The 26,991-nt window shown below is 72.4% G+C and carries 19 protein-coding genes; 8 read left to right on the forward strand and 11 right to left on the reverse strand.

Annotated elements, in window-relative coordinates; genetic code table 11:
- Position 1 precedes the first annotated feature (1 nt).
- Complete coding sequence (gene pepN, locus ACYVAK_RS04220; RefSeq protein ID WP_461058277.1) at positions 2 to 2,623, reverse strand: aminopeptidase N; 2,622 nt, start codon at positions 2,621 to 2,623, stop codon at positions 2 to 4.
- Positions 2,624 to 2,740: 117 nt separating this feature from the next.
- Between pepN and ACYVAK_RS04225 the strand changes: the two genes are divergently transcribed.
- The 5 genes from ACYVAK_RS04225 (at position 2,741) to ACYVAK_RS04245 (ending at position 6,179) form a co-directional block, all read left to right on the forward strand.
- On the forward strand, positions 2,741 to 3,775 hold the full coding sequence (locus tag ACYVAK_RS04225) for a pyridoxal-phosphate dependent enzyme (protein ID WP_461058279.1): 1,035 nt from the start codon (positions 2,741 to 2,743) through the stop codon (positions 3,773 to 3,775).
- Positions 3,772 to 4,185: a ketosteroid isomerase-related protein gene (locus ACYVAK_RS04230; RefSeq protein ID WP_461058281.1), complete on the forward strand. Its 414-nt coding sequence runs from the start codon at positions 3,772 to 3,774 to the stop codon at positions 4,183 to 4,185. The genes ACYVAK_RS04225 and ACYVAK_RS04230 overlap by 4 nt, the downstream gene beginning before the upstream one ends.
- Positions 4,186 to 4,195: 10 nt before the next feature.
- Positions 4,196 to 4,630: a hypothetical protein gene (locus ACYVAK_RS04235; protein ID WP_461058283.1), complete on the forward strand. Its 435-nt coding sequence runs from the start codon at positions 4,196 to 4,198 to the stop codon at positions 4,628 to 4,630.
- 25 nt (positions 4,631 to 4,655) lie between these two features.
- Positions 4,656 to 5,081, forward strand: a complete 426-nt coding sequence (locus tag ACYVAK_RS04240; RefSeq protein ID WP_461058285.1) for a hypothetical protein — start codon at positions 4,656 to 4,658, stop codon at positions 5,079 to 5,081.
- A 153-nt stretch (positions 5,082 to 5,234) separates the two neighbouring features.
- Entirely contained in the window at positions 5,235 to 6,179 is a 945-nt protein-coding gene (locus ACYVAK_RS04245; protein WP_461058287.1) for a hypothetical protein, read from the forward strand.
- Positions 6,180 to 6,219: 40 nt separating this feature from the next.
- Here the strand turns inward: ACYVAK_RS04245 and bioC are convergent, their stop codons facing one another.
- From bioC to bioB, 4 genes are read right to left on the reverse strand one after another with little or no spacing between them, the layout of a single operon-like run.
- Positions 6,220 to 7,095, reverse strand: coding sequence for a malonyl-ACP O-methyltransferase BioC (gene bioC / locus ACYVAK_RS04250; RefSeq protein WP_461058289.1), 876 nt, complete (start codon positions 7,093 to 7,095; stop codon positions 6,220 to 6,222).
- Positions 7,092 to 7,874, reverse strand: a complete 783-nt coding sequence (gene bioH / locus ACYVAK_RS04255) for a pimeloyl-ACP methyl ester esterase BioH (protein ID WP_461058640.1) — start codon at positions 7,872 to 7,874, stop codon at positions 7,092 to 7,094. The genes bioC and bioH overlap by 4 nt, the downstream gene beginning before the upstream one ends.
- A 5-nt stretch (positions 7,875 to 7,879) precedes the next feature.
- A complete protein-coding gene (gene bioF / locus ACYVAK_RS04260; protein ID WP_461058291.1) occupies positions 7,880 to 9,067 on the reverse strand; it encodes an 8-amino-7-oxononanoate synthase in 1,188 nt (395 codons plus the stop codon).
- 5 nt (positions 9,068 to 9,072) lie between these two features.
- Complete coding sequence (gene bioB / locus ACYVAK_RS04265) at positions 9,073 to 10,083, reverse strand: biotin synthase BioB (protein WP_461058293.1); 1,011 nt, start codon at positions 10,081 to 10,083, stop codon at positions 9,073 to 9,075.
- A 71-nt stretch (positions 10,084 to 10,154) separates the two neighbouring features.
- Here bioB and ACYVAK_RS04270 point away from each other — a divergent pair, with 71 nt between their 5' ends.
- Positions 10,155 to 10,829 (forward strand): ComF family protein, encoded by a 675-nt coding sequence (locus tag ACYVAK_RS04270; protein WP_461058295.1) that lies wholly within the window; start codon positions 10,155 to 10,157, stop codon positions 10,827 to 10,829.
- Here ACYVAK_RS04270 and ubiA read toward each other — a convergent pair.
- Together ubiA and ACYVAK_RS04280 are read right to left on the reverse strand one after the other, a co-directional pair.
- Positions 10,813 to 11,772 (reverse strand): 4-hydroxybenzoate octaprenyltransferase, encoded by a 960-nt coding sequence (ubiA, locus tag ACYVAK_RS04275; protein ID WP_461058297.1) that lies wholly within the window; start codon positions 11,770 to 11,772, stop codon positions 10,813 to 10,815. The two genes, ACYVAK_RS04270 and ubiA, sit on opposite strands and share 17 nt — an antisense overlap.
- Positions 11,762 to 13,993 carry a patatin-like phospholipase family protein gene (locus ACYVAK_RS04280; RefSeq protein WP_461058299.1) on the reverse strand — a complete coding sequence of 744 codons (2,232 nt, stop codon included), beginning with the start codon at positions 13,991 to 13,993 and terminating at the stop codon, positions 11,762 to 11,764. The genes ubiA and ACYVAK_RS04280 overlap by 11 nt, the downstream gene beginning before the upstream one ends.
- A 221-nt stretch (positions 13,994 to 14,214) precedes the next feature.
- On the opposite strand from ACYVAK_RS04280, the gene ACYVAK_RS04285 reads away from it, so the two are divergent.
- Positions 14,215 to 16,086 (forward strand): autotransporter domain-containing protein, encoded by a 1,872-nt coding sequence (locus ACYVAK_RS04285; RefSeq protein ID WP_461058301.1) that lies wholly within the window; start codon positions 14,215 to 14,217, stop codon positions 16,084 to 16,086.
- Between the two features lie 163 nt (positions 16,087 to 16,249).
- Positions 16,250 to 18,223: a TonB-dependent receptor gene (locus tag ACYVAK_RS04290; RefSeq protein WP_461058303.1), complete on the forward strand. Its 1,974-nt coding sequence runs from the start codon at positions 16,250 to 16,252 to the stop codon at positions 18,221 to 18,223.
- A gap of 32 nt (positions 18,224 to 18,255) precedes the next feature.
- Here the strand turns inward: ACYVAK_RS04290 and ACYVAK_RS04295 are convergent, their stop codons facing one another.
- From ACYVAK_RS04295 to glyQ, 4 genes are read right to left on the reverse strand one after another with little or no spacing between them, the layout of a single operon-like run.
- Positions 18,256 to 22,035: a translocation/assembly module TamB domain-containing protein gene (locus ACYVAK_RS04295; RefSeq protein WP_461058305.1), complete on the reverse strand. Its 3,780-nt coding sequence runs from the start codon at positions 22,033 to 22,035 to the stop codon at positions 18,256 to 18,258.
- Positions 22,036 to 22,049: 14 nt separating this feature from the next.
- The gene (locus ACYVAK_RS04300; protein ID WP_461058307.1) at positions 22,050 to 23,867 is read right to left on the reverse strand and encodes an autotransporter assembly complex protein TamA; all 1,818 of its coding nucleotides are present in this window, start codon (positions 23,865 to 23,867) and stop codon (positions 22,050 to 22,052) included.
- Between the two features lie 41 nt (positions 23,868 to 23,908).
- A complete protein-coding gene (glyS, locus tag ACYVAK_RS04305; RefSeq protein ID WP_461058309.1) occupies positions 23,909 to 25,993 on the reverse strand; it encodes a glycine--tRNA ligase subunit beta in 2,085 nt (694 codons plus the stop codon).
- Positions 25,990 to 26,928, reverse strand: a complete 939-nt coding sequence (gene glyQ, locus ACYVAK_RS04310) for a glycine--tRNA ligase subunit alpha (protein ID WP_461058311.1) — start codon at positions 26,926 to 26,928, stop codon at positions 25,990 to 25,992. Before glyQ ends, glyS begins: the two co-directional genes overlap by 4 nt.
- Positions 26,929 to 26,991 lie beyond the last annotated feature (63 nt).

Here is a 26,991-nt window from a genome sequence, read left to right on the forward strand (position 1 = left end):
CTCAGGCCGGCAGGCGTCCGAGGAGTTCGCCGACGTCACGCGAGACCGAGGCGCCACGCAGCGGGGCCAGGGCCGCGAGCGCCCTTGCGCGGGCGGCGCCCGTCCACCGCGGCAACCCCTCGAAGGCACCGAGGAGGCGCGCCGCCACCTGCGGATTGATCGCATCCAAGGCCCCGACCTGCGCGGCGACGAAGCGGTAGCCGGCGCCGTCCGGGCGATGGAACGCGGCCGGATTGGAGCGCGCGAAACTGCCGACCAGCGCGCGGACGCGATTGGGATTGGCCGGGGACCAGAACGGCCCGGCCACCAGCGCCTCGACGTCGGCGAGGGCACCGGGGGCCGGGCGCGTCGCCACCACCGCCAACCACTTGTCGGTGACCAGCGCGTTTCCGGCGAACTCGGCGGCAAAGGCATCGCGCGCCGACGCGGCACCGTCGGCCTGCACGTGCAGCAAGGCGCGCAGGGCGGCCATCCGCTCGGTCATCGAACGCGCATCGGCCCACAGCGCGCGCGCCGCGACGCCACCATCCACCCGCGACAGCCAGGCGAGTGCGGCATGGCGAAGCCCTCGCGCCGCCATCGCCGCATCGTCAAGGCCGCCGGCCGCCGCCGTTCGCAAGGCGTCGAAGCGCGACTGCAGGGCCCCGCGATGGGCCGTGGCGAGCATGATCGCCAGTCGCTCCCGCGCCGCGACCAGCGCAGCGGGGTCGACCACGGCGACGGCGTCGGCCAAGGTGTCGAAATCCGGCAGGGCGAGGCATTCGGCCACGAACGCCGGATGTGCCCGCGCATCCGCCAGCAGTGCCCCCAGCGCCGAGGAAAGCTCGGCCTCGGCGGAATCGACGTCATCGAGCCCGTCGACGGCCTCGCCGGCGCGTGCGAGAAGCACGTCGAGGGCGAGATGCTGCAGCGCGTCCCAGCGGGAGAACCCGTCGGTCTCGACCTGGACAATGCGCGCGCGCTCCTCCGCCCGCATCGGCAGGCGCACGCGGATCGGCGCCGCGAATCCGCGGTTCAGGACCGGAAGGGGCTCCGCCGTGAGGCCGCGCCAACGCAGCGAGTGCGTCGCATGGCGCAGGAGCAGGCCGCCGGGGATGGCGTCGGCGTCGTGGTCGTCCGGCGGGGGAAGGACGCGTCCCGCCGCCCCATGGAGCGCGAGACGCATGGGGATCGGCAGGGGCCGGGCGTCCGGCACGTTCGCCGGTGGCCGCTGGCGGAGCGTGAGCGTGTACTCCCCGCGGTCGCCGTCGAAGTGGCGTTCGACCTCCAGCACCGGCGTGCCGGCCTGCGCGTACCACGCCAGCATGTCGGTGCAGTCGATGCCGCTCGCGGCGCTGTGGGCGGCGTAGAAGTCCTCGAGCGTGGCGCTGCGGCCGTCGTTGTCGGCGAAGTAGCGGTCCATGCCGGCGCGGAAGGCCGCCTCGCCCAGCCGCGCGTGCAGCATGCGGACGATCTCGGCGCCCTTCTCGTAGATCGTCAACGTGTAGAAGTTGTTGATCTCGCGGTATTCCGCAGGTCGAACGGGATGGGCGAGCGCGCCGGCATCCTCGGCGAACTGCCGCGCGCGAAGCAGGCGCACGTCTTCGATGCGCTTCAGGTCGCGCGAATGCAGGTCGGCGGTGAACTCCTGGTCGCGGAAGACCGTGAGGCCCTCCTTCAGCGAGAGCTGGAACCAGTCGCGCAAGGTCACGCGGTTGCCCGACCAGTTGTGGAAGTACTCGTGCCCGACCACCGACTCGATGGCGATGAAGTCCGCGTCGGTGGCGGTGCGCTCGTCGGCGACGATGTACCGGGCGTTGAAGATGTTGAGGCCCTTGTTCTCCATCGCACCCATGGTGAAGTCCTGGGCGGCGACGACATTGAAGACGCCGAGGTCGTAGCAGCGGCCGAAGCGCGACTCGTCCCAGCGCAGCGCACGCTCCACCGCGCCAAGGGCATAACGGCATAGCTCGGCATCCTCGCCCTCCACCCAGACGTTCAGCTCGATCGCGCGGCCATCGGCGCCGGTGACCGCCTTCGACACGCGCGCCATCGGCCCGGCGGCCAGCGCGAACAGGTAGCAGGGCGTCGGGTGCGGGTTGTGCCACTCGACCTCGTGGCGGCCGTCGCCGAGGTCGCGCTCGGCCACGCGGTCGCCGCCGGCCAGCAGCACCGGGTAGAGCGCGCGCTCGGCCCGCAGGGTCGTTCGCCAGCGCGCCTGCACGTCCGGGCGATCGACAAAGAACGTGATGCGGCGGAAGCCCTCCGCCTCGCACTGCGTCAACAGCAGGCTGCCGCTCGCGTAGAGGCCTTCGAGGCGGGTGTTGGCGGCGGGGTGGACGCGAACGCGGGTGTGGAGCGTGCAGGTCGCAAGGCCTTCCGCCGCATGCACCGTCAGTCCGGTCGCATCCTGCGCGTAGTCGCCGGCGGCCAAGGTCCGGGCGTCGAGCGCGATGGCGAGGAGTTGGAGGTCCTCGCCGTCGAGTCGCAGGGCCGCCCCCGGCTCGTCGCAGCGCAACACCAGCGTCGCCTCGACCTCGCTCGATTCGCGACCGAGATCGAATGCCAAGGCGACGTCGGTGATCGTCCACGCGGGAGCTCGGTAGTCGGCGAGGCGGATCGGCGGCGGAACGGCGTCAGTCATCGGAGGGTGGGGGAAGAGGGGCGGGCAGCATAGCCCTCGCTGTGCGACGGGAGCGTGCCAAGACCTGAACGCATGGGGCGTCCCGCGGATTGGCGCGGCACGCGGCATACTTCGACCATGAGCCCGGATGCCACGCGCGGCCTGCAGCCCGACGACACGCCTACCCTCGACGACGTCCGCGACGCCGCGGCACGCATCGCCGGCATCGCGCACGTCACGCCGGTACTCCGCTCGCGCTCGCTCGACGAGCTCGCCGGCTGCCAGCTGTTCTTCAAGGCCGAGAACCTGCAGCGCGCCGGGGCCTTCAAGTTCCGTGGCGCCGCCAACGCGGTGTTTTCACTGACCCCCGAACAGGCGGCGCGCGGCGTGGTGACGCAGAGTTCGGGCAACCACGGCGCCGCGGTCGCGCTGGCCTGCCGGCTTCGCGGCATCGCCTGCACGGTCGTCGTGCCCGGCGGCGCCCCGCGCATCAAGCGCGAGGCCATCGCCCGCAACGGCGCGCGCATCGTCGACTGCGACGTCGCGCAGTCGGCCCGCAACGAGGCCACCGCCCGGGTGCTGGCCGAGACCGGCGGCGAGCTCGTGCACCCGTTCAACGACGCGCGGGTGATCGCCGGCCAAGGCACGGCCACGCTCGAGCTGTTGCACCAGGCCTGCCGGCGCGGCAAGTCGCGCGACGCGACGCCAGCACTCGACGTCGTGATGGCGCCGCTCTCCGGTGGCGGCTTGATGAGTGGCACGGCCATCGCTGCGAAAGGCATCGACCCACGCATTCGCGCGGTCGCCGCCGAGCCCGAGGGCGCGCGCGACGGCCATGATTCGCTGAAGTCGGGCACGCGGATAGCCGGCCGCGCGGCGAACACCATCAGCGACGGCCTGCGCGCCGAGCTCGGCCCGCTGACCTTCGCGATCCTGCGCGAGCACTGCGACGACGTTCTGCTGGTCGACGATGCGGAAACTGTCGCCGCCATGCGCCTCGTCTGGGAGCGCCTGAAGGTCGTCATCGAGCCCAGCTGCGCTGTGCCGCTCGCCGCGATCCTGAAGTACCGCGAACGCTTCGCCGGACGGCGCGTCGGCGTCATCCTTTCCGGCGGCAACGTCGATCTCGACGCCCTGCCCGCCCTCCTCGCCCTTGCACCACCCAGCGCATGAACGACCACGACGCCACCCTCGCCCTCATCACCCGCTACTACGCCGCGTTCAACGCCGGCGATCGCGAGACCATGCTCGCTTGCCTCGCCGACGACGTCGTCCACGACCTGAACCAGGGCCCGCGCGAGCACGGCAAGGCCGCGTTCCGCACCTTCATGGCGCGCATGGACCGCTGCTACCGCGAACGCCTCGAGGGCCTTCGCTTCCTCGCCTCACCGGATGGCACGCACGCCGCCGCCGAGTACGTGGTGCACGGCGAGTACCTGGCCGACGACGAAGGCCTGCCGCCCGCAAGGGGCCAGCGCTACGTGCTGCCGGGCGGCGCCTTCTTCGATGTGCGCGATGGGCGCATCACGCGCGTCACGAACACGTACAACCTCGAGGACTGGATCCGCCAGGTGGCGGGCTGAGGGTTGCGCCATGACGGAGCGCGGCGCCCTCGTCACCGTGGCCACGTTCGACACCGTCGCCGAGGCCGCCGTGGTTCAGGCCCTGGTCGAGGGCGAAGGGATTCCGGTCCATGCCTCGAACTCGGGCCTGGTGGGCTTGGACTGGTCGTTCTCGCAAGCGGTCGGCGGCATCCGCCTGATGGTCCCCAGCGAGCACGCCGGGAAGGCGGAGGCGCTGGTGGCCGCCTATCGGGAAGGCTCGCTCGCATCGGAAGACGGTGACGCCGAGACCGCATCGGAAGCGGCCTGCCCAAGGTGCGGCAGCACAAGGATGGAAGCGGCAACGCCGCTCGGGCAGAAGGGCCTGCTGGTGGCCATGACCGTTCTGTTCAGCGCCATGTTCCCCACATCGAACCGCCACCGGCGCTGCCGTGATTGCGGATTCGAAGGGCTTGCCCCGCACTGAACGCGGCGACCGACAGCGAGGCCGGATGGCGCAGTATGCTGGCGCCGCTGGTGGTCGCCGTGCCGAAGAGGGGCCCGTGGTGCGCAGCTTCATTCCGACCCTGCTACTGGTGCTGGCAGCCCTGCTGGTGGCCTGTACGAAGCCGCTCCCCGCGGACCGTGCGCACTACGCCGGCGATTGGCGTGGCAACGGGGTGTCGCTGCTGATCACCGCGGAAGGCCGTGTCGTCTACCACCGGCGGGAGGGCGGTTCGACGGTCTCGATCGACGCGCCGCTCAAGGCCTTCGACGGCGACGACTTCGAGGTGGGCATCGGCCCACTGGTGACCCGCTTCGACGTCGGCCAGCCGCCCACGGAAGCCGACGGCGAATGGACCATGGAGGTGGACGGCCGGATGCTTCGTCGCGAGGACGACGGCCGGCCGGAGGGCGGGGGCGGGCGAGGCGCCTGAGCGTCGCGCCGGCCATCGGGGAGGCGGCGCTCCTCGCGCCCATTGTGTTTTGTTGCATTGCAACCAAGACCCTGCGGGGATAGCGTGGCGCTCCCCCCAGCAAACCGCAGAGCGCCCCCCATGCGATCCCCGCTTCCACGCTCGATCCCTCTGATGGCCCTGGCCTTCCTCGGCCTCGTCTCCGCACCCGGCATCGCCGGTGCGGCCGCCCTCGCCGACGCCATCCCGGTGGAGGCGCCGCTCGGGCTGCATGTCCTCGACGTCCCTTGCCGCGTCGAGGGTGTCCTCCTCGAACCCGCCACGCAGACCCCGATCATGGTGCGCGATGCCTGCGGAGCTCCCAAGGGCGCCACGTCGGCGCTCCTGCGCGTCGAACTGATGGCCGCCAGCCGGGCTCCCCTTGAGCGGGCCGCGAATGGCGACTGGGCGCAGGTCCGCGTCTGGCAGGCCGGCACCGAGGACCCGGGCGAGCCTGCGACGGTCGCCAGCGCGCGCATCGACGCGATCTCCCATGGCGTCACCGTCGTGCCGCTGTGCGATGGCTGCAAAGGCGGCGAGGTGCTGGCGACCGCGACCGCCCCGACATTCGCCACCCTCCATGTCCTTGGCTACTACGGCCCCGGCCTCGCGGGCCCGCAAGGCATCCCGGGCCCGCAAGGCATCCCGGGCCCGCAGGGCATCCCGGGCCCGCAGGGCATCCCGGGCCCGCAGGGCATCCCGGGCCCGCAGGGCATCCCGGGCCCGCAAGGCAGTCCCGGCCCCCAGGGAGAACGGGGTGAGCGCGGACTCCGCGGCGAAAAGGGTGATCGCGGCGACGTCGGACCTCAAGGCATCCCCGGCGTTGCGGTGACCGGCGCGGCGATGTGCGCGGACGCCGGTCCTGCCGCGAACGCGTCGACCTGCGCAGTCATCTGCGGAGCGACCAACCGCGTGCTGTTCAGTGCGTCGGCCGTGGGCACCGGGCGGACATGCACCGCGTCGGCGTCCACCGTCTCGGCCGGGACCTGCCAGGCGCGGGGCGTCTCGGTCGGTACGCGCCCTGACGGGCAGCCTCTCGCGGTCTACGCGGGAAGCTGTTGCGTCTGCACGACCCGTTAGCGGAACGCGCACCGCAGCGCTGGGGGATGGCGAGCGCCCTTCAGCGCCTGCGGATGGCGAGCTTCTCGACCGGGAACGTGGCGATGTCGGCCCCGCCCTCTCGGCGCGCCGCGCCCGGCGGTGGCGTCCACGCCATGGCGGTAACGACCTCCCACGTGCTGGGCAGAACGCCGTCGCGGCGCAGGGGTTCGTAGGCGGAGGCCACCGCACGGTGCCGGCCACGGCCGCTCAGGCCGCGCGGCCGGCTCTGGCGGGCGTCGGTGGCGCCGATGGCCTTGAGCTCGCGCATCAGCGCCGCGGTGTCGGGATAGGTGAGCGTGTACACGTCGCGCTCGATCACCGGGTTCTTGAAGCCCTGCGCCACCAGCGCATCGCCCACCTGCTGGATCGCCGCGAAGGGCGAGAGCGGTGGCTCGAGGCCGGCCTGCACGTAAGCCTCGCGCAGTTCGACCAGCGTGTCCGGGCCGAAGGTGCTGAACACCAGCAGGCCGCCTTCGCGCATCACGCGGCGGAGTTCCCCGAGGGCCTTCGGAAGATCGGCCACCCATTGCAGGCAGAGGCTGGAAAACACCAGCTCGAAAGCGCCGTCGGCGAACGGCAGCGCCTGCGCATCGCCCTGCACGGCGTGGATCGGCCGCCAGAAACGCGACTTCGCCCGCGCCTCGCGCAGCATCGGCAGGGCGAGGTCCATCGCCACGACGTCGCTCCTGCGGCCCCACTTCGCCTTCAGCGCCGCGGCGGCGCTGCCGGGGCCGCTGCCGAGATCGAGGACGCGCGTCGGCACGCGGTCGTCGAGGTAGCCGAGCTGATCGAGCAGGCGCGACTCCACCTCGCGCTGCAGCGCGGCGGCCTGGGTGTAGGTGGTGGCCGCGCGCCCAAAGGCGTGGCGCACGGCGCGGGGATCGAACACGCTCATGGCGGGCAGGATGCCGCGAAGGCCGTGAGCGCCTCGGCGACGGCCGTCGGCTCGGTCAGGAAGGGCGCGTGGCCGGCGTGGTCGAACTGCTGGAAGCGCGAGCGCGGCGCGAGTGCCGCGGCCGCCTGCATCGCCTGCGGGCTCACCAGCCGGTCGCGACGTCCGGCGATCCACAGGCTGGGCATGACGAGGCCCGGAAGCGCGGCGCGAAGATCGCTGTCGTGCAACAGGCCGAGGCCCTCCTGCAAGGCGCGCGGTGCCGGCTCGCCGCGGGCGTAGACCGCGTCGCGCAGGTAGCGCAGCTCCTCGCGCAGGTGCGCCGACCCTTGCGCTTCCAGCATCAGGAAGCGGTCGAGCGTGCCGCGGTAATCGCGGCCGAGCTCTTCGCCGAACAGCTCGAACACGCGCGGGTCCATCCCGGCCGGCCAATCGGTGCCCTGTACGAAGCGCGGGCTCGCCGCGAGCATGGCCAGGCCGCGCACGCGCTCGGGATGCCGCGCCGCCAGGGCCGCGGCAACCAGCCCGCCGAGCGACCAGCCGGCCACCAACGCGCGCTTCGACGGCTGGGCGTCGATGAGCGCCGCCAGGGCATCGGCCACCGGGTCCAGCGCCAGCGTCAGGTCGCTGTCACGGCTGCCGCCGTGGCCGGGCAGGTCGATGGTGATGACGTTGAATGCCGCTTCGAGCGCGCGGACGAGCGGCGCGAACACGCCGCCGTGCATCGCCCAGCCATGCACCAGCAGGAGCGCCGGGCCCTGCCCGGTGCGTTCGACATGCAGCGCGCTCATGCCCCGGCGTCGATCGCTTCAAGGCAGGACGCCAGCACGTCGACCAAGGCGTCGACCTCGATCTCGGTGTGCGCGGCCGTCAGGGTGATGCGCAGGCGCGCCTTGCCGTCGGGCACCGTCGGCGGGCGGATCGGCGCGACCCAGAAGCCCTGCTGCTCCAGCACGCGGGCCACGGCCAGCGCGCGCGAATTCCCGCCCAGCACCAGCGGCTGGATCGGCGTGTTCGATTCCAGCACCGGCAGGCCGTGGCGCAGCGCACCGCGCCGGAAACGCGCCACCAGCGAGGCCAGCTTTGCGCGCCGCCAACCCTGCGTGCGCAGCGCCTCGAGGTTCGCCGACATCGCCGCGGCCAGAGCCGGCGCGCCGGCCGTGCTGAACACGTAGGGCCGCGCGCTCTGCAGCAGGTGCTCGATGAGGGGCGTGGCACCGAACACCAGCGCCCCCTGCCCGCCAAAGGCCTTGCCGAGCGGCGCGACCAGCACCGGCACGTCGCGCGCCGAGAGGCCCGCGGCCGCGCAAGCACCGCGGCCCTCCGGACCCATCACGCCAACACCGTGGGCCTCGTCGACGACGAGCAGCGCGTGCTCGCCGGTGGCCGCCAGCGCGAGTTCGCGCAGCGGCGCCACGTCGCCATCCATGCTGAATACCGAATCCGTGGCGAGCACCGCCGCCGCCTCGGGCATCGACTGCAGCTGGCGCAGGGCGCCGCCGAAATCCCGGTGCGGGTAGCGCTTCAGGTCGGCACCGGCAAGGCGCGCGCCGTCGAGCAGGCAGGCGTGGTTGAGCTTGTCCTGCACGCAGAGGTCTCCCGCCTCGAGCAGCGCCTGCAGCACCGCGAGGTTGGCCGTGTAGCCGCTGGGGAAATACAGCGCGCGCTCGTAGCCCATCCACTCGGCGGCCTCGCGCTCGAAGCGGGCGTGCAGCGCGTGGTGGCCGCTGACGAGGGCCGAGGCGCCGCTGCCGACGCCGTGCCACGCGGCGGCCTCCTGCAGCGCGCTGACCGCGTCGAGCGAACCGGCGAGGCCGAGGTAGTCGTTGCTGCAGAAGTTGATCAGCGGCTGGCCGTCGACCACCACGTGGACGCCCTCGACGCGCTCGACCACGCGGCGGCGGCGCAGCGCGTCGCTGCGCGCGCGGCGGGCCTGCGCGACGGCAAGGCGTTCGCTCCAGCGGGGTCGCGACATGCGGCTCAGGCCGCCTGCGGTGCGGGGCAGACGATGTCGGCGTGGACGGTTTTCGACTCCTCGACGACGGCCATCGGCTTCAGGCCGAGGCGGGCGAACAGGGCCTGGTCGGCCTCGACGTCCGGGTTGCCGGTGGTGAGCAGCTTCTCGCCGTAGAAGATCGAGTTGGCGCCGGCGAGGAAGCACAGCGCCTGCAGCTCCTCGCCCATCTCGTTGCGGCCGGCCGAGAGCCGCACCATCGAGGCCGGCATCATCAGGCGCGCCACGGCGATCGTGCGCACGAACTCGAAGGGATCGAGCAGGGCCGTGCCATGCAGCGGCGTGCCTTCCACCTGCACGAGGCGGTTGATCGGCACCGAGCCGGGATGCTCCGGCAGGTTCGCCAGCGTCTGCAGCAGGCCGGCGCGCTGCTCGCGCGTCTCGCCCATGCCGACGATGCCGCCGCAGCAGGTCTTCAGCCCCGCTTCGCGCACGGCCCCGAGGGTGTCGAGGCGGTCCTGGTACTCGCGGGTCTTGATCACGTCGCCGTAGAACTCCGGCGCGGTGTCGAGGTTGTGGTTGTAGTAGTCGAGGCCGGCGACCTTCAGCGCCTGCGCCTGCTCGGGCTTCAGCATGCCGAGCGTGGCGCAGGTCTCGAGGCCCATCGCCTTGACGGCGCCGACCATCTTCGCCACTTCGGCCACGTCCTTGTCCTTCGGCGAACGCCATGCCGCACCCATGCAGAAGCGGGTGGCGCCGGCGGCCTTCGCCGCCGCGGCCTTGGCGATGACGTCGTCGAGCGCCATCAGCTTCTCGGCCTTGAGGCCGGTGCTGTAGCGCGCGCTCTGCGGGCAGTAGGCGCAGTCCTCGGGGCAGCCGCCGGTCTTGATCGACAGCAGGGTGCTCACCTGCACCTCGGTGGGATCGAAGCGCTCGCGGTGCACGAGGCTGGCGCGGTGCAGCAATTCGGGGAAAGGCAGGGCGAAGAGCGCGAGGGTTTCCTCTCGCGTCCAGTCATGGCGGATGACGGCAGGCATGGGCGATTTCCGACGGCGGGAGGCCGCGAGCCCGGGCAGTCTGGAAACCGCCCCCTGCCCTGTCAACCGCGATGCCCGCACCATTCGCCGCCGTCTGGCACGCCATCGAGGCGTGGGCGCTGCCCGTGGCCTGCCTCGGCTGCGAGGCACCCGCCGATCCAGAAACCCTGCTGTGCCGGCCCTGCCGGGCCCTGTTCCGTCCCGCGCCGACGACCCCGCTGCCGGCGATCTCCGCGCACGGCGGCACGGTGCATGCCGCCTTCACCTACGATGCCGCGTGCGCCCCCCTGCTGACGCGCTACAAGTTCCATGACGACCTCGCCGCGGGACGCGCACTCGCCGCGCTCGCCCTTCCCGCGCTGGCGGGCGCGACCCGCCCGGACGCCTTGGTGCCCGTGCCCCTGCATCGTCGACGCTTGCGCCAGCGCGGCCACGACCAGGCCCTCGGTCTTGCCCGCGACTGGGGGCGTGCGCTGCGCCTGCCGGTGCTCGTCGGCGCCCTGCGCCGCGAGCGCGACACCCGTCCCCAGACCCAGCTGGACGCGGCCCAGCGTCGGCGGAACCTCGCCGCCGCCTTCTCGATGCGTGCCCCCAGCCCACGGCACGTGGCCTTGGTTGACGATGTGCTGACCACCGGCAGCACGGCTCGCGCGGCCGCGGAGGCCCTTCAGGAGGCGGGGGCGATGAGGGTCGACGTCTGGGCGGTCGCCCGGGTGCGGACCGGGCCGCTCAGCGGACGCGGGTGAAGTGGTCGAGCAGGATGCCGGCGAAGATCGCCGCCCCCACCCGGTTGTTGGCGAGGAACGCCCAGAAGCAGTCGTCCGGATGACGCGATCGCCCCCGGCTGAACTGTTGGGCGACGAACACCGCGGCGGCCGCCAGGCCCAGCCAGTACACGAGGCCGAGCTCGAGCCGATGCCCCAGCAGGCCCATCGCCAGGCCGGCAAGGACGAACAGCGCGGCGATCACCGGCACGTCGAGGTCGCCGAACAGCAGGGCCGTGCTCTTCGCCCCCGCGCGGCGGTCATCCTCGCGATCGACCATCGCGTACCAAGTGTCGTAGGCCGTGGTCCAGAGCAGGTTCGCGCACAGCAGCAGCCACGCCTCCTGCGGCGGCCAGGCGTCGCGGACGGCGGTGAAGGCCATCGGGATGCCCCAGCTGAAGGCCAAGCCCAGCCAGACCTGGGGCAGGTAGGTGTGCCGCTTCATGTAGGGGTAGGCCGCCGCCAGAACGAGAGCGACCGCGCTCAGGGCGATCGTCTTCGCATTGGTCGTGAGCACCAGGGCGAGAGCCGCGAGCATCAAGCCGGCGAAAAGACCGAGGGCGAAGCGCCCGCTGAGCTCCCCGGCCACGAGGGGCCGGGCCTTCGTGCGCTCCACCCGGCCGTCCAGCCAGCGGTCGGCGTAATCGTTGATCACGCAGCCCGCCGCGCGCGTCAGCCAGACGCCGCCGACGAACACGACGATCAGGGGCCATGGGGGCAGGCCCTCGGCGGCCAGCCACAGCGCGGCCAGCGTCGGCCACAGCAGCAGCAGCCAGCCGATCGGCCGATCGGCGCGCATCAGTCGCCAGCTGGCGTCGTAGCGCGCGCGCCAACGTTCGGGAACGTGCGCGGCCAGCGGCGCCGATGGCGGTGCCGAGACCGGTCGCGGGCGAACCGCGTCACGACGGGAAGGATCAATCTTCATTGCGGATCAGGTTGCCGAAATTCAGCGTCCAGGTGTCGTTGCCCCGGTTGGTTCGGCCGAAGCCGAACAGGATCGGGCCGAACGGGCTGCTCATGCCGATGAACACACCGCCGGCGCGGGTGGCCTCGTCCCATCCGAAGTCGAGCGCATCGTCGCCGACCTGGCCGATCTCGGCGCTGGCGCCGAGGTAGGTGGGCACCGCGAACAGCGCGTTCGCATCGCCGAAGCGGTAGTAATAGACCGCACGCGCATAGCCGAGGGTCTGCCCGGTGAGGCCGCGCTCCAGGGTGCCGGACAGATTGAGGAATCCGCCCAGCGTCGAGAACGCGGCGAGGTCCGGCGGCGCATCCCGGGTGTCCGCCCAGCGCGTGCCGAGCAGCCAATGGTGCTTGCCCCGCGACAGCACCGAGTCGGAACGCCAGCGCGCGACCCAGCCCTCGCCTTCGGCACCGAGGACCGGCTCGTAGCGATCGACCGAGAGCACCGCGCGCGAACCGCGGCTCGGGAAACTCAGGCGGTCGAGCGTGTCCCAGACCGCGCGGCCACCGAGCGACGTCGCCTGCTGGGTGAGGTCGTCCACGCCGAACGAGCCGACCACCTCGCGCCCGTCGAAGCGCGAGCGCCGCAGCGTGGCCTCCAAGGCCCAGCGCGGGTCGGTCTGCAGCCCGACGCGCAGGCCGAGGGTGCTCCGCGAGATGCGGAAATCGGCCACCTGCGTGGTGCCGAGCACGAAGGGCACGTCGAAGGCGCGATAGCCGGTGTCGACCCCCGCGTAGAAGCGGCGGTCGAGGTCGATGGGGGCGAACCAGTCGACGGACGCCTCGGCGACCTGCCCGAGCCGGAGCAGCGCGCGCAGCTCGTCGCCGTCGCCGCTCACCCCGGTCTTCAGCAGCTCGGCGGTCAGCTGGTAATCGCTGCCACCGCGGAAGTCGTCGGCGATCTGCAGCCCGATGTTGAAGAACACCGGCCCCCAGGCCTTGTCCACGGGCAGCAGCTCGATGCCCGTCTGCCCGTCGCGGCGTACTTCGCGCCAGCCGATGCTCTGGTAGGCGCCTTCGGCATAGGTGCTGGCCACCGCGGCGTCAATGACGTCCGGGTCGAGGGCCTGTCCGACCAGCCCCTGCCCGCGGTACGCCACCAGCCGCTCGGTACGCGAGCGACCGGGCGCGACGTCGACGAACCCGATCGTCGGCGATACGGCGGGGCGCCCTGCACGCCGGGCGGCGCGCCAGCCGGCGTACTCGGTCTCGCCCAGCGCGAGGTGGCGGAACCGGGGCGCTTCGGCCTCGGCGGCTTCGACCCCCTTGCCGATCACCGTGACCGCCTGCTCGAACGCGGCGCTGGAAAAGGTGCCGAGCGGCGGCACGATCAGCACGTCGCCGTCGCCCAGCGAGGCGATCGAGCGATTGGTCTTCTCCTGAATCAACACCGAAACCATCTGGTACGCGACGTCGATCGGCGTGCGCATCGCGTCGCGGGTCAGGAGCGGGCTGCCTACGTCCACGGCGATCACCACGTCGGCGCCCATGTCGCGCACCACGTCGATCGGCACGTTGTCGACGATGCCACCGTCGACGAGGATGCGGCCGTCGATCTCCGCCGGCGCGAACACCGCCGGGACGGCCATGGAGGCGCGTACCGCCATCGCGAGGTCGCCTTCGGCGAAGACCACGCGCTCGCCGCTGACGATGTCGGTGGCGATCGCACGGAACGGGATCGGCAACTCGTCGAATCGCGCGGTCTGCGAGGCACGGAGCATCAACCGGCGCAGCAGCAGCCCCAGTTTCTGCCCCTGCACGGCGCCGGAGGGAAATACCGGCGCGCCGTCGCGCCAGCCGGCCTCCAGCTCGGCCCGGTAGTTGAGCTGCGCCTCCTTCCGGCGCATCGGCAGGCCGGCACGGGCGGTGTCGTCCTCGAAGAGGTCCTTCCAGTCGACGGACGCCAGCGCGGCCTCGATGTCGGTCGGGCTCATGCCGCTGGCATACAGCGAGCCGACCACGGCGCCCATGCTGGTGCCGGCGATGGCGCAGACCGGGATGCGCTCGCGTTCAAGGACCTTCAGCACGCCAACGTGCGCCGCGCCGCGCGCGCCCCCGCCGCCCAGCACGAGGCCCACGCACGGGCGATCCTCGCCAACGCCGGCAGACGCGGCCTGCGCGACCGCCGACACCCCCCACAAGACGAGGGCCCCGATCAGGGCCAAAGTCACGCTGCGCCGCATTCGCATCCTCTCCGTCATCGACACTGCGAATCATGCCCGCTCACGCTGCGCCTACCGCACTCCTGCTGCGACGCAGCATGAATTCGCCACCACCCAGCCAACGGACGCCGGCGTATGGCAGCCGCCCGTAACTTTGTTTTAATGTGACTGCCGTCGCGGCCCATTCCGGCGCCCGCGCTCTGCTGCCACCCCTGTCGTTCCGTCCTGTCCAGGAGTTACCGATGCCCCGCACCCGTCTCATCGTCGGCGCCGTCGCGCTGGCCCTCGCCGCTTCTTCGGCCCATGCGCAGCGCTTCAGCGGCGTCGTCAGCTTCGGCGACAGCCTGTCGGACGCCGGCAACGTCGGCCTCGTGCAGAACCCCACCGGCGGTCCGAGCCAGAGCTTCACCACCAATCCCGATCCGGTGATGGTCGAGCTGCTCGCGCGCTACTTCGGCTTCACGCAGACGCCGTCCCTCTTGCCCGGTGGCACGAACTTCGCCTTCGGCGGCGCCTGCGGCCGCGTGGCGACCGGCGCCACCTCGCCGCCGTGCAGCTCCTTCGCCGTGCCGCGTCTGAACCAGCAGATCGACCAGTACCTGCGCGGCAGCGCGACGGTCGCCAACCCGAACGCGCTGTTCACCGTGTGGATGGGCGCGAACGACCTGTTCGGGGACATCCCGGTGTGGGCCTCCAACCCCGCCACCGCCCAGGCCAACGCCACCGTCGGCGGCGTGCCGGTCGCGACGGCGGTGGTGCAGCAGGTTGGCCGCCTGCAGGCCGCCGGCGCGCGCAACATCGTCGTGCTGAACCTGCCCGACCTCGGCGTGACGCCGCAGTTCTCCGCCGGCCCGCTGGCCGCCGCCGGTCCGCTGGCGACGCTCGCGACCGTGAGCTACAACGGCGCGCTGTCGCAGGGCCTGTCGCAGCTCGGTACCGGCATCATCCCGATCAACGTGTTCGGACTGGTGAACGAAGTGCGCGCCAACCCGGGCGCGTTCGGCTTCACCAACGTCACCGGAACCGCCTGCAACCTCGCCGTGCTGCCGGGCGGCAGCTCGCTGTTCTGCAACCCGAACGCGCAGGTCGCCGCAGGCGCCAACAACACCTTCCTGTTCGCCGACGGCGTGCACCCCACGGGCGCGGCGCACCGCCTGCTGGCCGAAGTGACGGTGGCCACCATCAACGCGCCGGCCATCGTCTCGCTCGCGCCGGAAACCGCCATCGCGGCCTACGACGACCACGGCGGGGCGATCGGCAACGCGTTGTTCGACGAATACCGCTTCGACCGCGAGGACGGCACGGTGCGCGGCTACCTCCGCGCGACGGGTTCGAGTGGCGACATCACGGGCTCGAGCTTCTCGCCGGGCGCGGACAGCACCGGCTTCAGCCTGACCGGCGGCGCCAACTACCAGGTCAACGAGACCTTCACCTTCGGCGTCGCCGCGAGCATCGGCAACCAGAACCTCGACCCGGTCGGCGGCACCATCGACGGCAACACGGTGCTGCTCTCGGGCTATGGCGTGGTGAATTTCGGCGGCTTCTACGTCAACGCGATCGCCAGCGGCGGCAGCACCAACCTCGACCTGTCGCGCAACATCGTGCTCGGCCCGTCCGTGCGCGCCGAAAGCGGCGAGACCGACGCCGACCACCTCGCCGCCGAACTCGGCATCGGCTATGTGTTCAAGGGCGACACCCTGACCCACGGGCCCTTCGCCGGCATCGTGTGGCAGGAAGTGACCGTCGCGGCCTACACCGAGGACAGCATCACCTCGACCGCGATGAATTTCCGCGAGTTCACCCGCGAGTCGATGGTCACGCGCCTCGGCTACCAGGCCAAGGCCGATTTCGGCGCCATCCAGCCCTACGCCCGCGTGGCCTGGAACAGCGAGGACGAGGACGGCCGCACGGTCGTCAACGCCGGCTCGAACAGCATGGGCGGCCGCTTCGCCCTCGAGGGCTTCGCGCCGGCCGGCGACTGGACCAGTGCCGACATCGGCCTGGGCTTCACGTTCTCCGAGCGCTTCAGCGGCCATGTCACCTACACCGGCCGCTTCGGCGACGACGTGGTGGACCGTGACGCCCTCAGCCTCGGCCTGACGATGAGCTTCTGACCGACGCCTCGCGCCGCTGACGGCAGACCAGGCCGCCCCTCCCGGGGCGGCCTTTTTTGTCGCCGGACGGCGCGCGCCGGACCGCCCGTGCCCGACGGCTTGCGATCGGGAAGGCCCTGCCGCATCGTGCAGGTCGTCTCCTTGGGAAACGGGCCCACCGACCTTGCGCGCCGCCTTCGCCAAGCCCGTTGCCCTCGCCCTCGGTCTCGGCAGCCTCGTTGCGATCGACGCCAGGGCCGCGCCACCGCAGGCGCAAGGGGACCTGCTCGATCTCGAGCTCGAGGCACTGCTCGAGATCCCGGTGACCGTGGCGAGCGCCCGGGCGGAAGAGCTTCGCGACACGCCGGTGGTGGTGTCACGCATCGACGCGGCGGAAGCACGCCGTTACGGCTTGCGTACGCTGTCGGAATGGCTCTCGCTGCTGCCCGGCGTGCTGGTCCACGACACCGCCATCGGCACCGAGGCGGTGATGGTCCGCGGCCTCGCCGAGGGTTTCAACCAGAAGGTGCTGTTCCTGCTCGATGGCGTGCCCTACTGGCAGCCGTCGCACGGCGACTTCCCGCTCTCCGCGATTCCGATCGCGCTGGTCCAGCACGTCGAACTGGTGCGCGGCCCCGGCGGCGTGCTGTTCGGCACCAATGCCAGCGGCGGCGTCATCAACGTGGTGACGCGACGGGACCCGGCGCGCCAAGTGGCGATCGAAGCGGGCCACCTCGGCCGCTGGCGCGGCGAAGCGTACTGGCACGAGGACCTCGCGGCGGCGGGCGGGTTGAGCTTGGCGGCGTCCGCAAGCGAGGGGCCGGACTACGCGGGCCGGTTCACGCGGCGCCCGGTGCCCGGCGGGTTCCCGCCGGGGACGCCGCCCGACGGGGACGTGCCGCGGGGTACCCGGCAGACGTCCGCCTTCATCGCCTGGCGGGGCGACGCAGGCAGCCTGCGCTGGCACGGCTTCGAAAGCGCCAGCGAGGGACTCGCCGCGGCCGCCAGCCTGCTCAACACCTCGCGCCTCCGATACCGCGGCCAGCAGCTGGTCGCCGAACGCCGCCTCGCCATCGGCGACGCCCACCGGCTGCAAGGCATCGTCGACGCGACGCGCTACACGCTCGCCATCCCCACCGACCGCCAGCTGGCCGGCGTCACCGACGGGCTGCAGGCCTTTGCCGACGACGACGACAATCGGCGCCTGCGCGCCGGCCTGCACTGGCAGAGCACGCTGGGCGCGGATCGCTACCTGCAGGCGGGCGTCGAACGCGAGGTGCGCAGCCACGGCGAGTACCAGCTGCGTGACCGCGGCACCGGCGCCGTCCTCGCCGTTCAGCTGCCCGAGGCGAGCTCGGGCGAATCGGCCGCCTACGTGCAGGGGGACCTGCGGCTCGGCGACTGGCGGACCGTCCTTGGCCTGCGCCGCGTCGACAGCGACGTCTTCGGCACCGCCACGCTGCCGCGCAGCTCCCTGCTCTGGCAGGCGTCGCCATCGCAGAACTGGCGGCTCGTGTACGCGGAGGGCTACAACGCCCCGACGCCGATCCAGCGCCTGCTGCGGGTGCCGCCGAACGCCGTGCAAGGCAATCCCGGCCTGCAGGCGGAAGGCGTCCGCAACCTGGAATTGGCATGGACGTGGCAGGGCGACGGGCAGAGCTGGGCGCTCACCGCGTACCGCATGGAGACCGACAAGGCGATCCGCCGCGTGCTGCTGGCCGGTTCGACGACCGTGGGTTTCGTGAACCTGCCCCCCTTCCGGCGCCACGGTGCGGAAGCGGAGTGGCGCGCACGCGGTGCCGGCTGGGAGATGTACGCCAGCGCCCACTGGCAGCGCGAAGGCGACAGCGACGCCGACCCGTTCGCCCGGCTTGCGCCGCGCTGGCAGGCCTCGGTGGGCGCCAGCAGGACGATCGGTGCACACCAATGGGGCGCGAGCCTCCGGCTTGTCGGACGCCGCGCCGCCGCAGACGCCTCGGTGCTCGCCAACCTGCACTACCGCTTCGACACGCCGCGCTGGTACCTCGAACTCGGTGCAGACAACCTGCTCGGCGACGACCGCGCGCTTCCCGACATCCTCGATTTCGACCCGACGCGGCGGGTCGCCGGCGGGCCCGAGGGCCCCGGGGCGACGCTCGGGCTGGGCTGGCGCTTCTGATCGTGCCGGCGGCGCGAACGGGCGCCGCTCCCTCAGTCGCGCTCGAACTTCGCTTCGAGTTCGACGCGCTGCTCGATGCCGGTTTCGACCTTCGCGGCGAGCCAGCGCCGCAGGGCGTAAGTGACGGTGACGACCTGGCCGGTGCCCGAGAGCGCCATGCCATAGCTCACGTAGAGCTTCGGCGTGATGCGCTTGCCCACCGTGAGCGCCGTGCCACCGAGCGCCCGGGACTCGCCGACGCTGGCGGTGTCCAGCCCGACCTTGCCCGCCACCGCCTGCGCCACGGCGCTGCCTCCGAGCGACGTGGCGGCCTCCTGGAGCTGTGCGGCATCGTTGCCGTCCGCCGCGGCCAGCGGGCGGCCGAACATCAGCCAGGACAGCGCTTCGGCCTGCGGCAGCGCCGGGCGCGACCAGACATCGACGACCGGCGAGACGCCGGTGCCGGTCACGGCCACGCCGACCTCCGGCTCGGAATCCGGGCGGACGGCGCGCACGTCGATGGTGGGCTCGTCGATGGCGACATTGCCCCAGCGGAGGGTGCCGCGCTCGAGGTCGAGCTGCTGGCCGTAGGCGCGGACTTCGCCGGCGAGCTCGAGCGTGCCCCGGGCGCGCGGCTCGCGGTCGACGCGATCACGCAGCCGCAGTTCGCCGGACAGGCGGCCGTCGAAGCCGAAGCCGCGCAGGCGCACGTCATCGCCGAGCGCGACGGTGAAATCAGCATCGAGCTGCAGGCCCGCGGTACTGTCCTCGGCGACCGGATCATCGACAACGACCACGTCGGACGACGCGGCCACGTCCTGTTCGAAGCGGTCGAGCGCGAGCTCGGCGCGCGGCACGTCGACGCGACCGCGCAGCCGGGCCACGCCGTCGGCCACCTCCAGGTCGAGGGCCGGGCTGATCCAGGCGCGGCCGTCGGGCGTATCGAGCACGCGCACGTCGGTGCCACGGAGCGTCACGCGGTTCGGACGGTCGTCCTCGCTCCATTGGCCGGCGATCTCCAGCGCGCCGTCGCCGGTGGGCAACCGACCGCGCAGCCGCAACTGCCCGTCCTCACCGCCCTCGACGCGCAGCTCGCCGTCGGCGATGGCGATGCCGAGCGCCGGCAGTTCGACTGCGAAGGGCGCCGCCACGACGGCCCCCTGCCAGCGCGGTGCCTCGACGGTGCCGGCGAGCACGAGCCGGCCATCGATGCTGCCGCGCGGCGCGACGACGTCGGCACTGATCACTTCGAGCAGGCTCAGATCGGTCGCCCGCACGGCGATCTCGCCCTCGAGCGCGCCCGCGGCATCGGCGGAAGCGCGCGCCTCGAGGCGACCGTCCGGCAGCAGGTCGGCGCGCAGGTCGACGCGCCAGCCCTCGGACTGCGTCGCTTCGAGCACGAGGCCATTCCAGCCGAACACCGTCTCCGGCGCGGCGCCGCCGACGCGCAGGCGGCCCTGCGGCGCATCGATGCGGGCGGTGGTCACGACCGCGCCGTCGGCACGGCGTCGCGTCGCCCGGAGGGCGACGAGACCACTCGGGACCATCGGAGTGTCGAGATCCTCGGGCAGGAAGGGCGCGAGCCAGGCGAGGTCGAGCGCCTCGCCGGCGACGCGCGCGTCGTCCGCATCGCCTTCCGCGCACAGGCGTCCCCTTTCGCCGATCGCGATGCAGGCCGGCGTCGGCAGGCGCCAGTCGCCCGCCCGCCACGCCACCGTGGCGGTCGAATCGAGCCGCAGTGCGGGCAAGGCCGGCAGGCGGGCGTCGAGCTGCGCCAGCGTGAGCTCGCCAAGGGCGAACGCCTCGTCGCTACGCCAGTCGCCACGCGCGGTGACGCGCCCCCGCGAGGCGGGATCGGGCGCCGGCAGGTCCGGGGCGTCGATGCCGCTCGCGTCCACGGTGAACCGGCCGGCGTCGACGCGACCCTCCAGCGCCAGCGCGACGGCCGCGACGCGGGCCAGACCCTGCGAGAGCGCTTCCGCGCGGACGTCGAGGCGACCGTCGCCGCGCGACGGCAGGCCACCGCGCACGGTGAGGCGCTGCAGGGCGACGTCGCCCCAGCCGGCGTCGAGCAGGGCGAGATCGGCCTCCACGGCAGGACGCTCGGCGCGGCCGGACACGCCGAGGCGCCCATCGAGCACGCCACGCGCGCCCGCCAGCCAAGGCGCGACGTCGAGCGTGCGCACGGTGAGGTCGAGGTCGAGAGCCGGTGCCACGGCGCCGTTGACGGCGATGCGGCCCTCGCCCAGGCCGAGGGTCGACCGCACCGCCAGCGCGTCGCCGTCGGCGTCGACGCGCAGTTCGCCGCCGATGCGCTGGCCACGCAGGGTGCCGGAGAGCGGCGCCATCGTGGCGACGTAGCGCAAGGGCGCATCGGTGGGCGCCGCGCCTTCGACGCGCACCTGCGCATCGAGCCGGCCCGGCCAGTCCGGCGCCAGCCAGGCCGGGTCCAGCCCGCGCATCGTGGCGTCGAGGGCGAACGCGGCGCCGGCATCCAGGGCGTAGCGGGCCTCGCCGTCGAGCGCACCGCCCGGCGTCGCGAGGGTGAACGGGGCCAGCGTGATCGCCGCGGCGTCGCCGCGCGCACGGCCGGTGAGCGTGGCGCGTTGGGCGCCGCGCGCGAGGCCGAGATCCAGGTCGGCCTCCCACGCGTCGACGGTGCCCTCCAACGTGGCGGCGCCCCCGGCTTGCACCCGCGCCTCGCCTTCGCCCCAGGCGAGGCCGTCGGCACGCGCCACGAGGGCCATCGCGCCATCGTCGAGGCCATAGCGGCCCGTCAGGTCGATCCGGCCGTCGAGCAGGGCGAGCGCCAACGGTTCGGCGTGCAGCACGCCCTCGTGCAGCCGCAGGGTGGAATCGCGCAGGGCCACGGCGACGTCCGACTGCGCGACGCGACCGTGCAGCGCCACCCGGACGCCGGGCGCCGCGCCCGCCTCTGCTGCAGCGAGCCCGGGGCCGCCGCGGGCCTGCAACGACGCCTCGATCGGCGCCGTCGCGGGCAGCCCGAGCGTCGCCGGATCGAGCGGCGTGGCGTCCACGTCGAGGGTCCAGGCCAAGGTGTCGAGCCGCGCCGCATCCCGCCAGTCGAACGCCACCGCCAGCGGCCCGCCGGCGTCGCCGTCGAGCGTGGCGCGCCCGGCCGCGAGGCTGCCGTCGAGCCGCAGTGCCAGCCGCGCGCCCGCGGCAAGCTCCGCGTCGAGCGCGAGGCGCGAGGCGAAGTCCTCCGCCGGGGCGTACTGCAGCGCCCCGCGGACCCGGCCCTGTGGGGCATCGAGGGCGACATCGTCCACGGCCAGGCGGCCCGGCTTCAGGGCGAGCGTGCCGGCGATGCGGTCCACGACGACGGGCGGCGACGCCCCGTCCACCGCGCGCACGACGATGCCACGCAGCTCGAACGCGTCGATGCACAGGGCGAACGGCAGGTCGAGTGACGGCAGGCGCTCCGGCCACGGCGGGGTCGGCTCGTCGGGCGTCGCCTTCGGCTGCACGCGCAAGCCGCGCAGGCGCAGCGCGGCGAGATGCAGGGTCGGCCCGTCGAGGCCCGGCAGCCGCGGCGTGGCCTCCAACACGTCGATCTCGACGCGCACGGCCTCGTCCTCGAACACCACGTCGCGCAAGCGCAGCCCGCCGGCCAAGCTGCCCTCGCGGTCGCCGATGCGCAGGACCCCCTCGGGCAGGGCGGCGATGGCCTGGCGCAGCGTGAGGTCGCGACCGCCCTGGCTGCCGAGCAGCCACGCGGCGGCCAGCGCGATCACCGCCAGCAGCGCGATGACGCCGAGCAGGGCCCAGCGCCAGCCGCGCCGCGGCAACGGCAGAGCGCGATCGGTGCCCACGGCCCCGGCCGCCATCAGAAGCCCACCCCGAAGCTGAGGTGCAGGCGCGTGCCGCCACCGGCCGCTTCGTCGAGGCCGCGCGCGACATCGACACCGACGAGGCCGACCGGCGAGCGCCAGCGCGCACCGACGCCCACGCCGACCTTCGGATCGAACGCGCTGCGTGTGTTGAACGCGTCGCCGGCATCGACGAAGACGGCCGCGCCCCATTCCTCGGTGAAGAAGTACTGGTATTCGGCGCTGGCGACGATGCGATGCAGGCCGCCCAAGGTCTCGCCCTCGAAGCGCGGCCCGACCTCGCGGTAGCCGTAGCCGCGGATGCTGCGGTCGCCGCCGGCGAAGTAACGCAGCGACGCCGGGAAGGCCGCCGACTCGATGGCGCCGCTGTAGGTCGTCATGCCCGCGTCGGCGCGGAGGACCACGACCTGCGCATCGTCGAACGTGTGCAGCCACTGGGCGCCGATCTCGAACTGGGCGAAGCGCTCGCGGCTCGACTTCGCCTCGATCACGCCCGCCCGCAGCGCCATGCTCACCTGCAGGGAATCGTCGGGCTGCATCGGATCGTCAACGCGACGGAAGGTGGCGCTGAGCTCGGGATACAGCATGGTCTGCCGCGCGTCCGGAAACAGATCTCGACGCAGGAGCTTGGTGCGCTCCTCGGCGTACACGACACGCCCGGACAGCGAGAACGGATCGCGGCGCCCCTGCCAGCCGGCACCGAGGCCGACGCGCTCGTAGCCCAGCGCGGATTCCGGATCCTCGGCGAGGTACTCGGCCCTCGCGCCCCACCAGCCCGGCAGGCGTCGGAGCGAGGGGATGCGGTACTGCGTCGTGAAGCCGCTGCGGCGTTGAGACCATTCGACATCCGAGAGCCACTTGTGACCACGGTCGTTGACCCACCGACGGTTCATCGACGCGCGCACGCCCGCACCGGTGTCGCTGCCGAAGCGCATCGCGGCGGCGTAGGCCGTGCGCTTCGCCGGCGTCGTGGTGATGTCGATGGGCACCCGCAGGCCTCCGCCCTCGTCGTCTTCGTCCGGCACGACCTCGACGAGGGCGAAATAGTCGAGCTGGGCCATTCGGGCGCGCAGCCGGTCCAGTTTGTTGCGGTGGTAAGGCTCGCCCGGCGACCAGTCGACCAGGGGGGCGAACAGGCCCGGGCGGAACGGGTTGGCGGCGAAGCGCGCCTCGCCCATCGCATGCCGCGGACCCGAATCCCAGCGCAGCAGGATGTCGGCACGCTTGGCCGCGCGGCTCACGGCCACCCGCGCGGTCGTGCGCTTGGCGTCGAAGTAACCGCGATCGGCGAGCTTGCGTTCGACGCGGACCTTGCCGGCCTCGTAATCGAGATGCACGAAGCGCTCGCCGACGGCGGGGCGCAACTTCGGCAGCTCGCGCATCACGAAGCGGTCGTCCTTCGCTGCGCCGTCGATGCCGGCGTCGAGCGTCTTCACCCGCACCGGCTCGCCCGGGTCGACGTCCACCCGGATACGGACGCCGTCGCGTGTGACCTCACGCTGCACCACCACCACGGGCGAGTACCAGCCGAAGGGCTCGAGGGCCTTCGTCACTTCGCCGGGGATGCGCCGCAGGAGGAACTGCAGCCGTGCTTCGCTCAGTTCGCTGCGCTGCTTCGTGGAGAGGCGCGCCAGCGTCATCGCGAGGCGGGCGTTCGCCGCCTCCTCGTCCGGCAGGCCGTCGAGGGCGATGTCGACGACGCTGACACGGGCCGGCGCGTCGACGGCGGGCAACGGCGCAGGCTCCTGCGCCGCGACCGGCGGTACACCGCAAGCCACCGCCAGACCGGCGGCGAGCCACCAGCCCAGGAGCACGAAGGGGTTCCTCCGGCAGCGTGGGCGTGGCGGCATCGGGCTCAGCTGGCGAGCTGCTCGATCGCCGCAACGGCAGCGAAACGGTCGACCAAGGCCTTCAGCAGCGCGAGGCGGTTGTCGCGCACCGCGGCGTCCTCGGCCATCACCATCACGCCATCGAAGAACGCATCCACCGGCGCGCGAAGTAGCGCGAGACGGCTCAACACGGCGACGTAGTCGCGCGCGGCGAGTGACGCGTCGGTGTCGGCCAGCGCGGCGACCAGCGCATCGTGCAGCTCGCGCTCGGCGGGCTCGACGAGCTTGGACGCGTCGATGGCCTCGGGCAGCACGCCCTCGACCTTCTTCAGGATGTTGCGCGCGCGCTTGTTGGCCGCGGCCAGCGCGGCGGCTTCCGGCAACTCGGCGAAGCGCTGCAGGGCCGCGAGGCGTTCGGCGAAATCGGCCAGCGAGACCGGCTTGGTCGCCGAGACCGCGTCGAACAGCGCCGCGCCCACGCCGCGATCGGCGAAATAGCTGCGCAGGCGGTCAAGGATGAAGTCGTAGAGCTCGGTGGTGTCGAGCGCCAGCCCGGCGGGCAGCGCGGCCTTGGCGGCGTCGAGCATGCCGACGAGATTGAGGTCTAGGCCGCCCTCGATCAGCGTGCGGGCGAGGCCCAGCGCGTTGCGGCGCAGGGCGAAGGGGTCCTTGTTGCCCGAGGGCTTCAAGCCGGCCGCGAAGCCGCCGGCCAGCGTGTCGAGACGCTCGGCGAGGGCGAGGATCTGGCCGAGGCGCGAGGCGGCGATGGCGTCACCGGCGAAGCGCGGCGCGTAGACCTCGTCGAGGGCCATGGCCACGGCATGACGCGCCTCGGCCGGCAGTTCGGCGAGGCCGGCATCGTGCACGGCGTAGTAGCGGCCGGCAATGCCCTGCAGCTCCGGGAACTCGTTGACCATGCGGCTCTGCAGGTCGGCCTTGCACAGCAGCGCGGCGACCTGCGCGAGGTCGGCGTCGTCGTCGAGCGCACTGGCGATGGCGCGGGCGAGCTGGGCGATGCGTGCCACCTTGTCGGCATAGCTGCCGAGCTTCTGCTGGTAGGTGACGGTGGCGAGGCCGGCGTTCATCGCCGACAGGCCTTGCTTCAGGTCCTCGTCGAAGAAGAAGGCGGCGTCGGCGAAGCGCGGGCGGATCACGCGCTCGTAGCCCTTGCGCACCTCCACCTCGTTGGTCGAAACGATGTTCGCGATGCCGATGAAGGTCTCGGTGATGCGCCCCTGCGCGTCGAGCACCGGGAAGAACTTCTGGTTCGCCTCCATGGTCGAGATCAGCGCCTCCTGCGGCACGCGCAGGAAGGCCTTCTCGAAGCCGCAGAGCACGGCCTTCGGCCACTCGACCAGGCCGTTGACCTGCTCGAGGTTGTACTCGGTGATGCGGGCGGTGCCGCCGGCCTGTGCGGCCGCGGCCTCGACCTCGCGGACGACCGCCGCGCGACGCTCGTCGGCATCGACCAGCACTTTCGCACCGCGCATCGCCTCGACGTAGGCGTCGGCGTCACTGATCCACACGGCCTTGTCGTGCATGAAGCGATGGCCGCGGCTCATGCGGTCGGCGCTCTTGGCGAAGGCCACCAGCGGCACGACGTCCGCGCCGTACAGCGCCACCAGCCACAGTGCCGGCCTCGCGAAGGCGTGCTCGTGCGCGCCCCAGCGCATCGGCTTCGGGATCGGCATGGCCTTCAGCGCGTCGTCCAGAACGACCTGCAGCAGGTCGACCGTGCGCGCGCCCGGCTTCACCGCGCGATGCACGAAACGCTCGCCCTTCGCATCCGTCGTGCGCTCGAGCTCGTTCCACGCCACGCCGGCCTTGGCGGCGAAGCCTTCCAGTGCCTTGGTCGGCGCGCCATTCGCATCGAGGCCGATGTTGAGATAGGGGCCCAGCACTTCCGAGCGCTGCTCGGGCTGCTCAGGCGCGACGTTTTCGATCAGCACGGCAAGTCGTCGCGGCGAGTACAGCGTGCGCGCGGCGCCGATGGACACACCGCGTTTCGACAGGCCCTCGGCGATGCCGTTCGCGAACGCGGCGGCCAGTTCCGGCAGGGCCTTGACCGGCAGCTCCTCGACGCCGAGTTCGATCAGCAGGGACGCGCTCATGCCGCGGCCTCCTGCGCGTCGAGGCCGAGCCGGGCGCGCTCTCCCGCGTCCTTCACGCCGGGGAAGCCGAGCTTCTGGCGCTGGGCGAAGTAGGCCTCGGCCACCGAGCGCGCCAGCGTGCGCACGCGCAGGATGTAGCGCTGGCGCTCGGTCACCGAGATCGCGCGGCGCGCGTCGAGCAGGTTGAAGCTGTGCGAGGCCTTGCAGACCTGGTCGTAGGCGGGCAGCGGCAGGCCGAGTTCGACCAGCTTCAGCGCCTCCTTCTCGCAGGCGTCGAAGCGGTGGAACAGCTCGGCCACGTCGGCGTGCTCGAAGTTGTAGGCGCTCTGCTCGCGCTCGTTCTGCAGGAACACGTCGCCGTAGGTCACGTCGCCCTGCGGGCCGCGCGTCCAGATGAGGTCGTAGACGTTGTCGCAGGCCTGCAGGTACATGCACAGGCGCTCGAGGCCGTAGGTGATCTCGCCCGTCACCGGCTTGCACTCGAGGCCACCGGCCTGCTGGAAGTAGGTGAACTGCGTGACTTCCATGCCGTTCAACCACACCTCCCAGCCGAGGCCCCAGGCACCGAGCGTCGGCGACTCCCAGTTGTCCTCGACGAGGCGCAGGTCGTGCACCTGCGGGTCGATGCCGAGCGCCTTCAACGAGCCGAAGTAGAGCTCGACGATGTTGTCGGGGTTCGGCTTCATCACCACCTGGTACTGGTAGTAGTGCTGCAGGCGGTTCGGGTTCTCGCCGTAGCGGCCGTCACCGGGGCGGCGCGAGGGCTGCACGTAGGCGGCGTTCCAGGCCTCGGGGCCGAGCGCGCGCAGGAAGGTCGCGGGGTGGAAGGTGCCGGCGCCGACCTCGAGGTCGAGCGGCTGGATCAGCACGCAGCCCTGCTCGGCCCAGTAGGCGTTCAGGCGCGTGATGAGTTCCTGGAAGGTGGGGGCGGACATCGGGCTCGACGCGGAAAAAATGACGCGCCAGTATAGCCGCGAGGCCCATCCCGCCTGATTTCC

The organism is Silanimonas algicola, from assembly GCF_054777375.1.

What these genes read in the sequence shown, in the direction of transcription:
- pepN (WP_461058277.1), bottom strand. Translation starts at nt 2,623, where the DNA reads ATGACTGACGCCGTTCCGCCGCCGATCCGCCTCGCCGACTACCGAGCT.
- ACYVAK_RS04225 (WP_461058279.1), top strand. Translation starts at nt 2,741, where the DNA reads ATGAGCCCGGATGCCACGCGCGGCCTGCAGCCCGACGACACGCCTACC.
- ACYVAK_RS04230 (WP_461058281.1), top strand. Translation starts at nt 3,772, where the DNA reads ATGAACGACCACGACGCCACCCTCGCCCTCATCACCCGCTACTACGCC.
- ACYVAK_RS04235 (WP_461058283.1), top strand. Translation starts at nt 4,196, where the DNA reads ATGACGGAGCGCGGCGCCCTCGTCACCGTGGCCACGTTCGACACCGTC.
- ACYVAK_RS04240 (WP_461058285.1), top strand. Translation starts at nt 4,656, where the DNA reads ATGGCGCAGTATGCTGGCGCCGCTGGTGGTCGCCGTGCCGAAGAGGGG.
- ACYVAK_RS04245 (WP_461058287.1), top strand. Translation starts at nt 5,235, where the DNA reads ATGGCCCTGGCCTTCCTCGGCCTCGTCTCCGCACCCGGCATCGCCGGT.
- bioC (WP_461058289.1), bottom strand. Translation starts at nt 7,095, where the DNA reads ATGAGCGTGTTCGATCCCCGCGCCGTGCGCCACGCCTTTGGGCGCGCG.
- bioF (WP_461058291.1), bottom strand. Translation starts at nt 9,067, where the DNA reads ATGTCGCGACCCCGCTGGAGCGAACGCCTTGCCGTCGCGCAGGCCCGC.
- bioB (WP_461058293.1), bottom strand. Translation starts at nt 10,083, where the DNA reads ATGCCTGCCGTCATCCGCCATGACTGGACGCGAGAGGAAACCCTCGCG.
- ACYVAK_RS04270 (WP_461058295.1), top strand. Translation starts at nt 10,155, where the DNA reads ATGCCCGCACCATTCGCCGCCGTCTGGCACGCCATCGAGGCGTGGGCG.
- ubiA (WP_461058297.1), bottom strand. Translation starts at nt 11,772, where the DNA reads ATGAAGATTGATCCTTCCCGTCGTGACGCGGTTCGCCCGCGACCGGTC.
- ACYVAK_RS04280 (WP_461058299.1), bottom strand. Translation starts at nt 13,993, where the DNA reads ATGCGGCGCAGCGTGACTTTGGCCCTGATCGGGGCCCTCGTCTTGTGG.
- ACYVAK_RS04285 (WP_461058301.1), top strand. Translation starts at nt 14,215, where the DNA reads ATGCCCCGCACCCGTCTCATCGTCGGCGCCGTCGCGCTGGCCCTCGCC.
- glyS (WP_461058309.1), bottom strand. Translation starts at nt 25,993, where the DNA reads ATGAGCGCGTCCCTGCTGATCGAACTCGGCGTCGAGGAGCTGCCGGTC.
- glyQ (WP_461058311.1), bottom strand. Translation starts at nt 26,928, where the DNA reads ATGTCCGCCCCCACCTTCCAGGAACTCATCACGCGCCTGAACGCCTAC.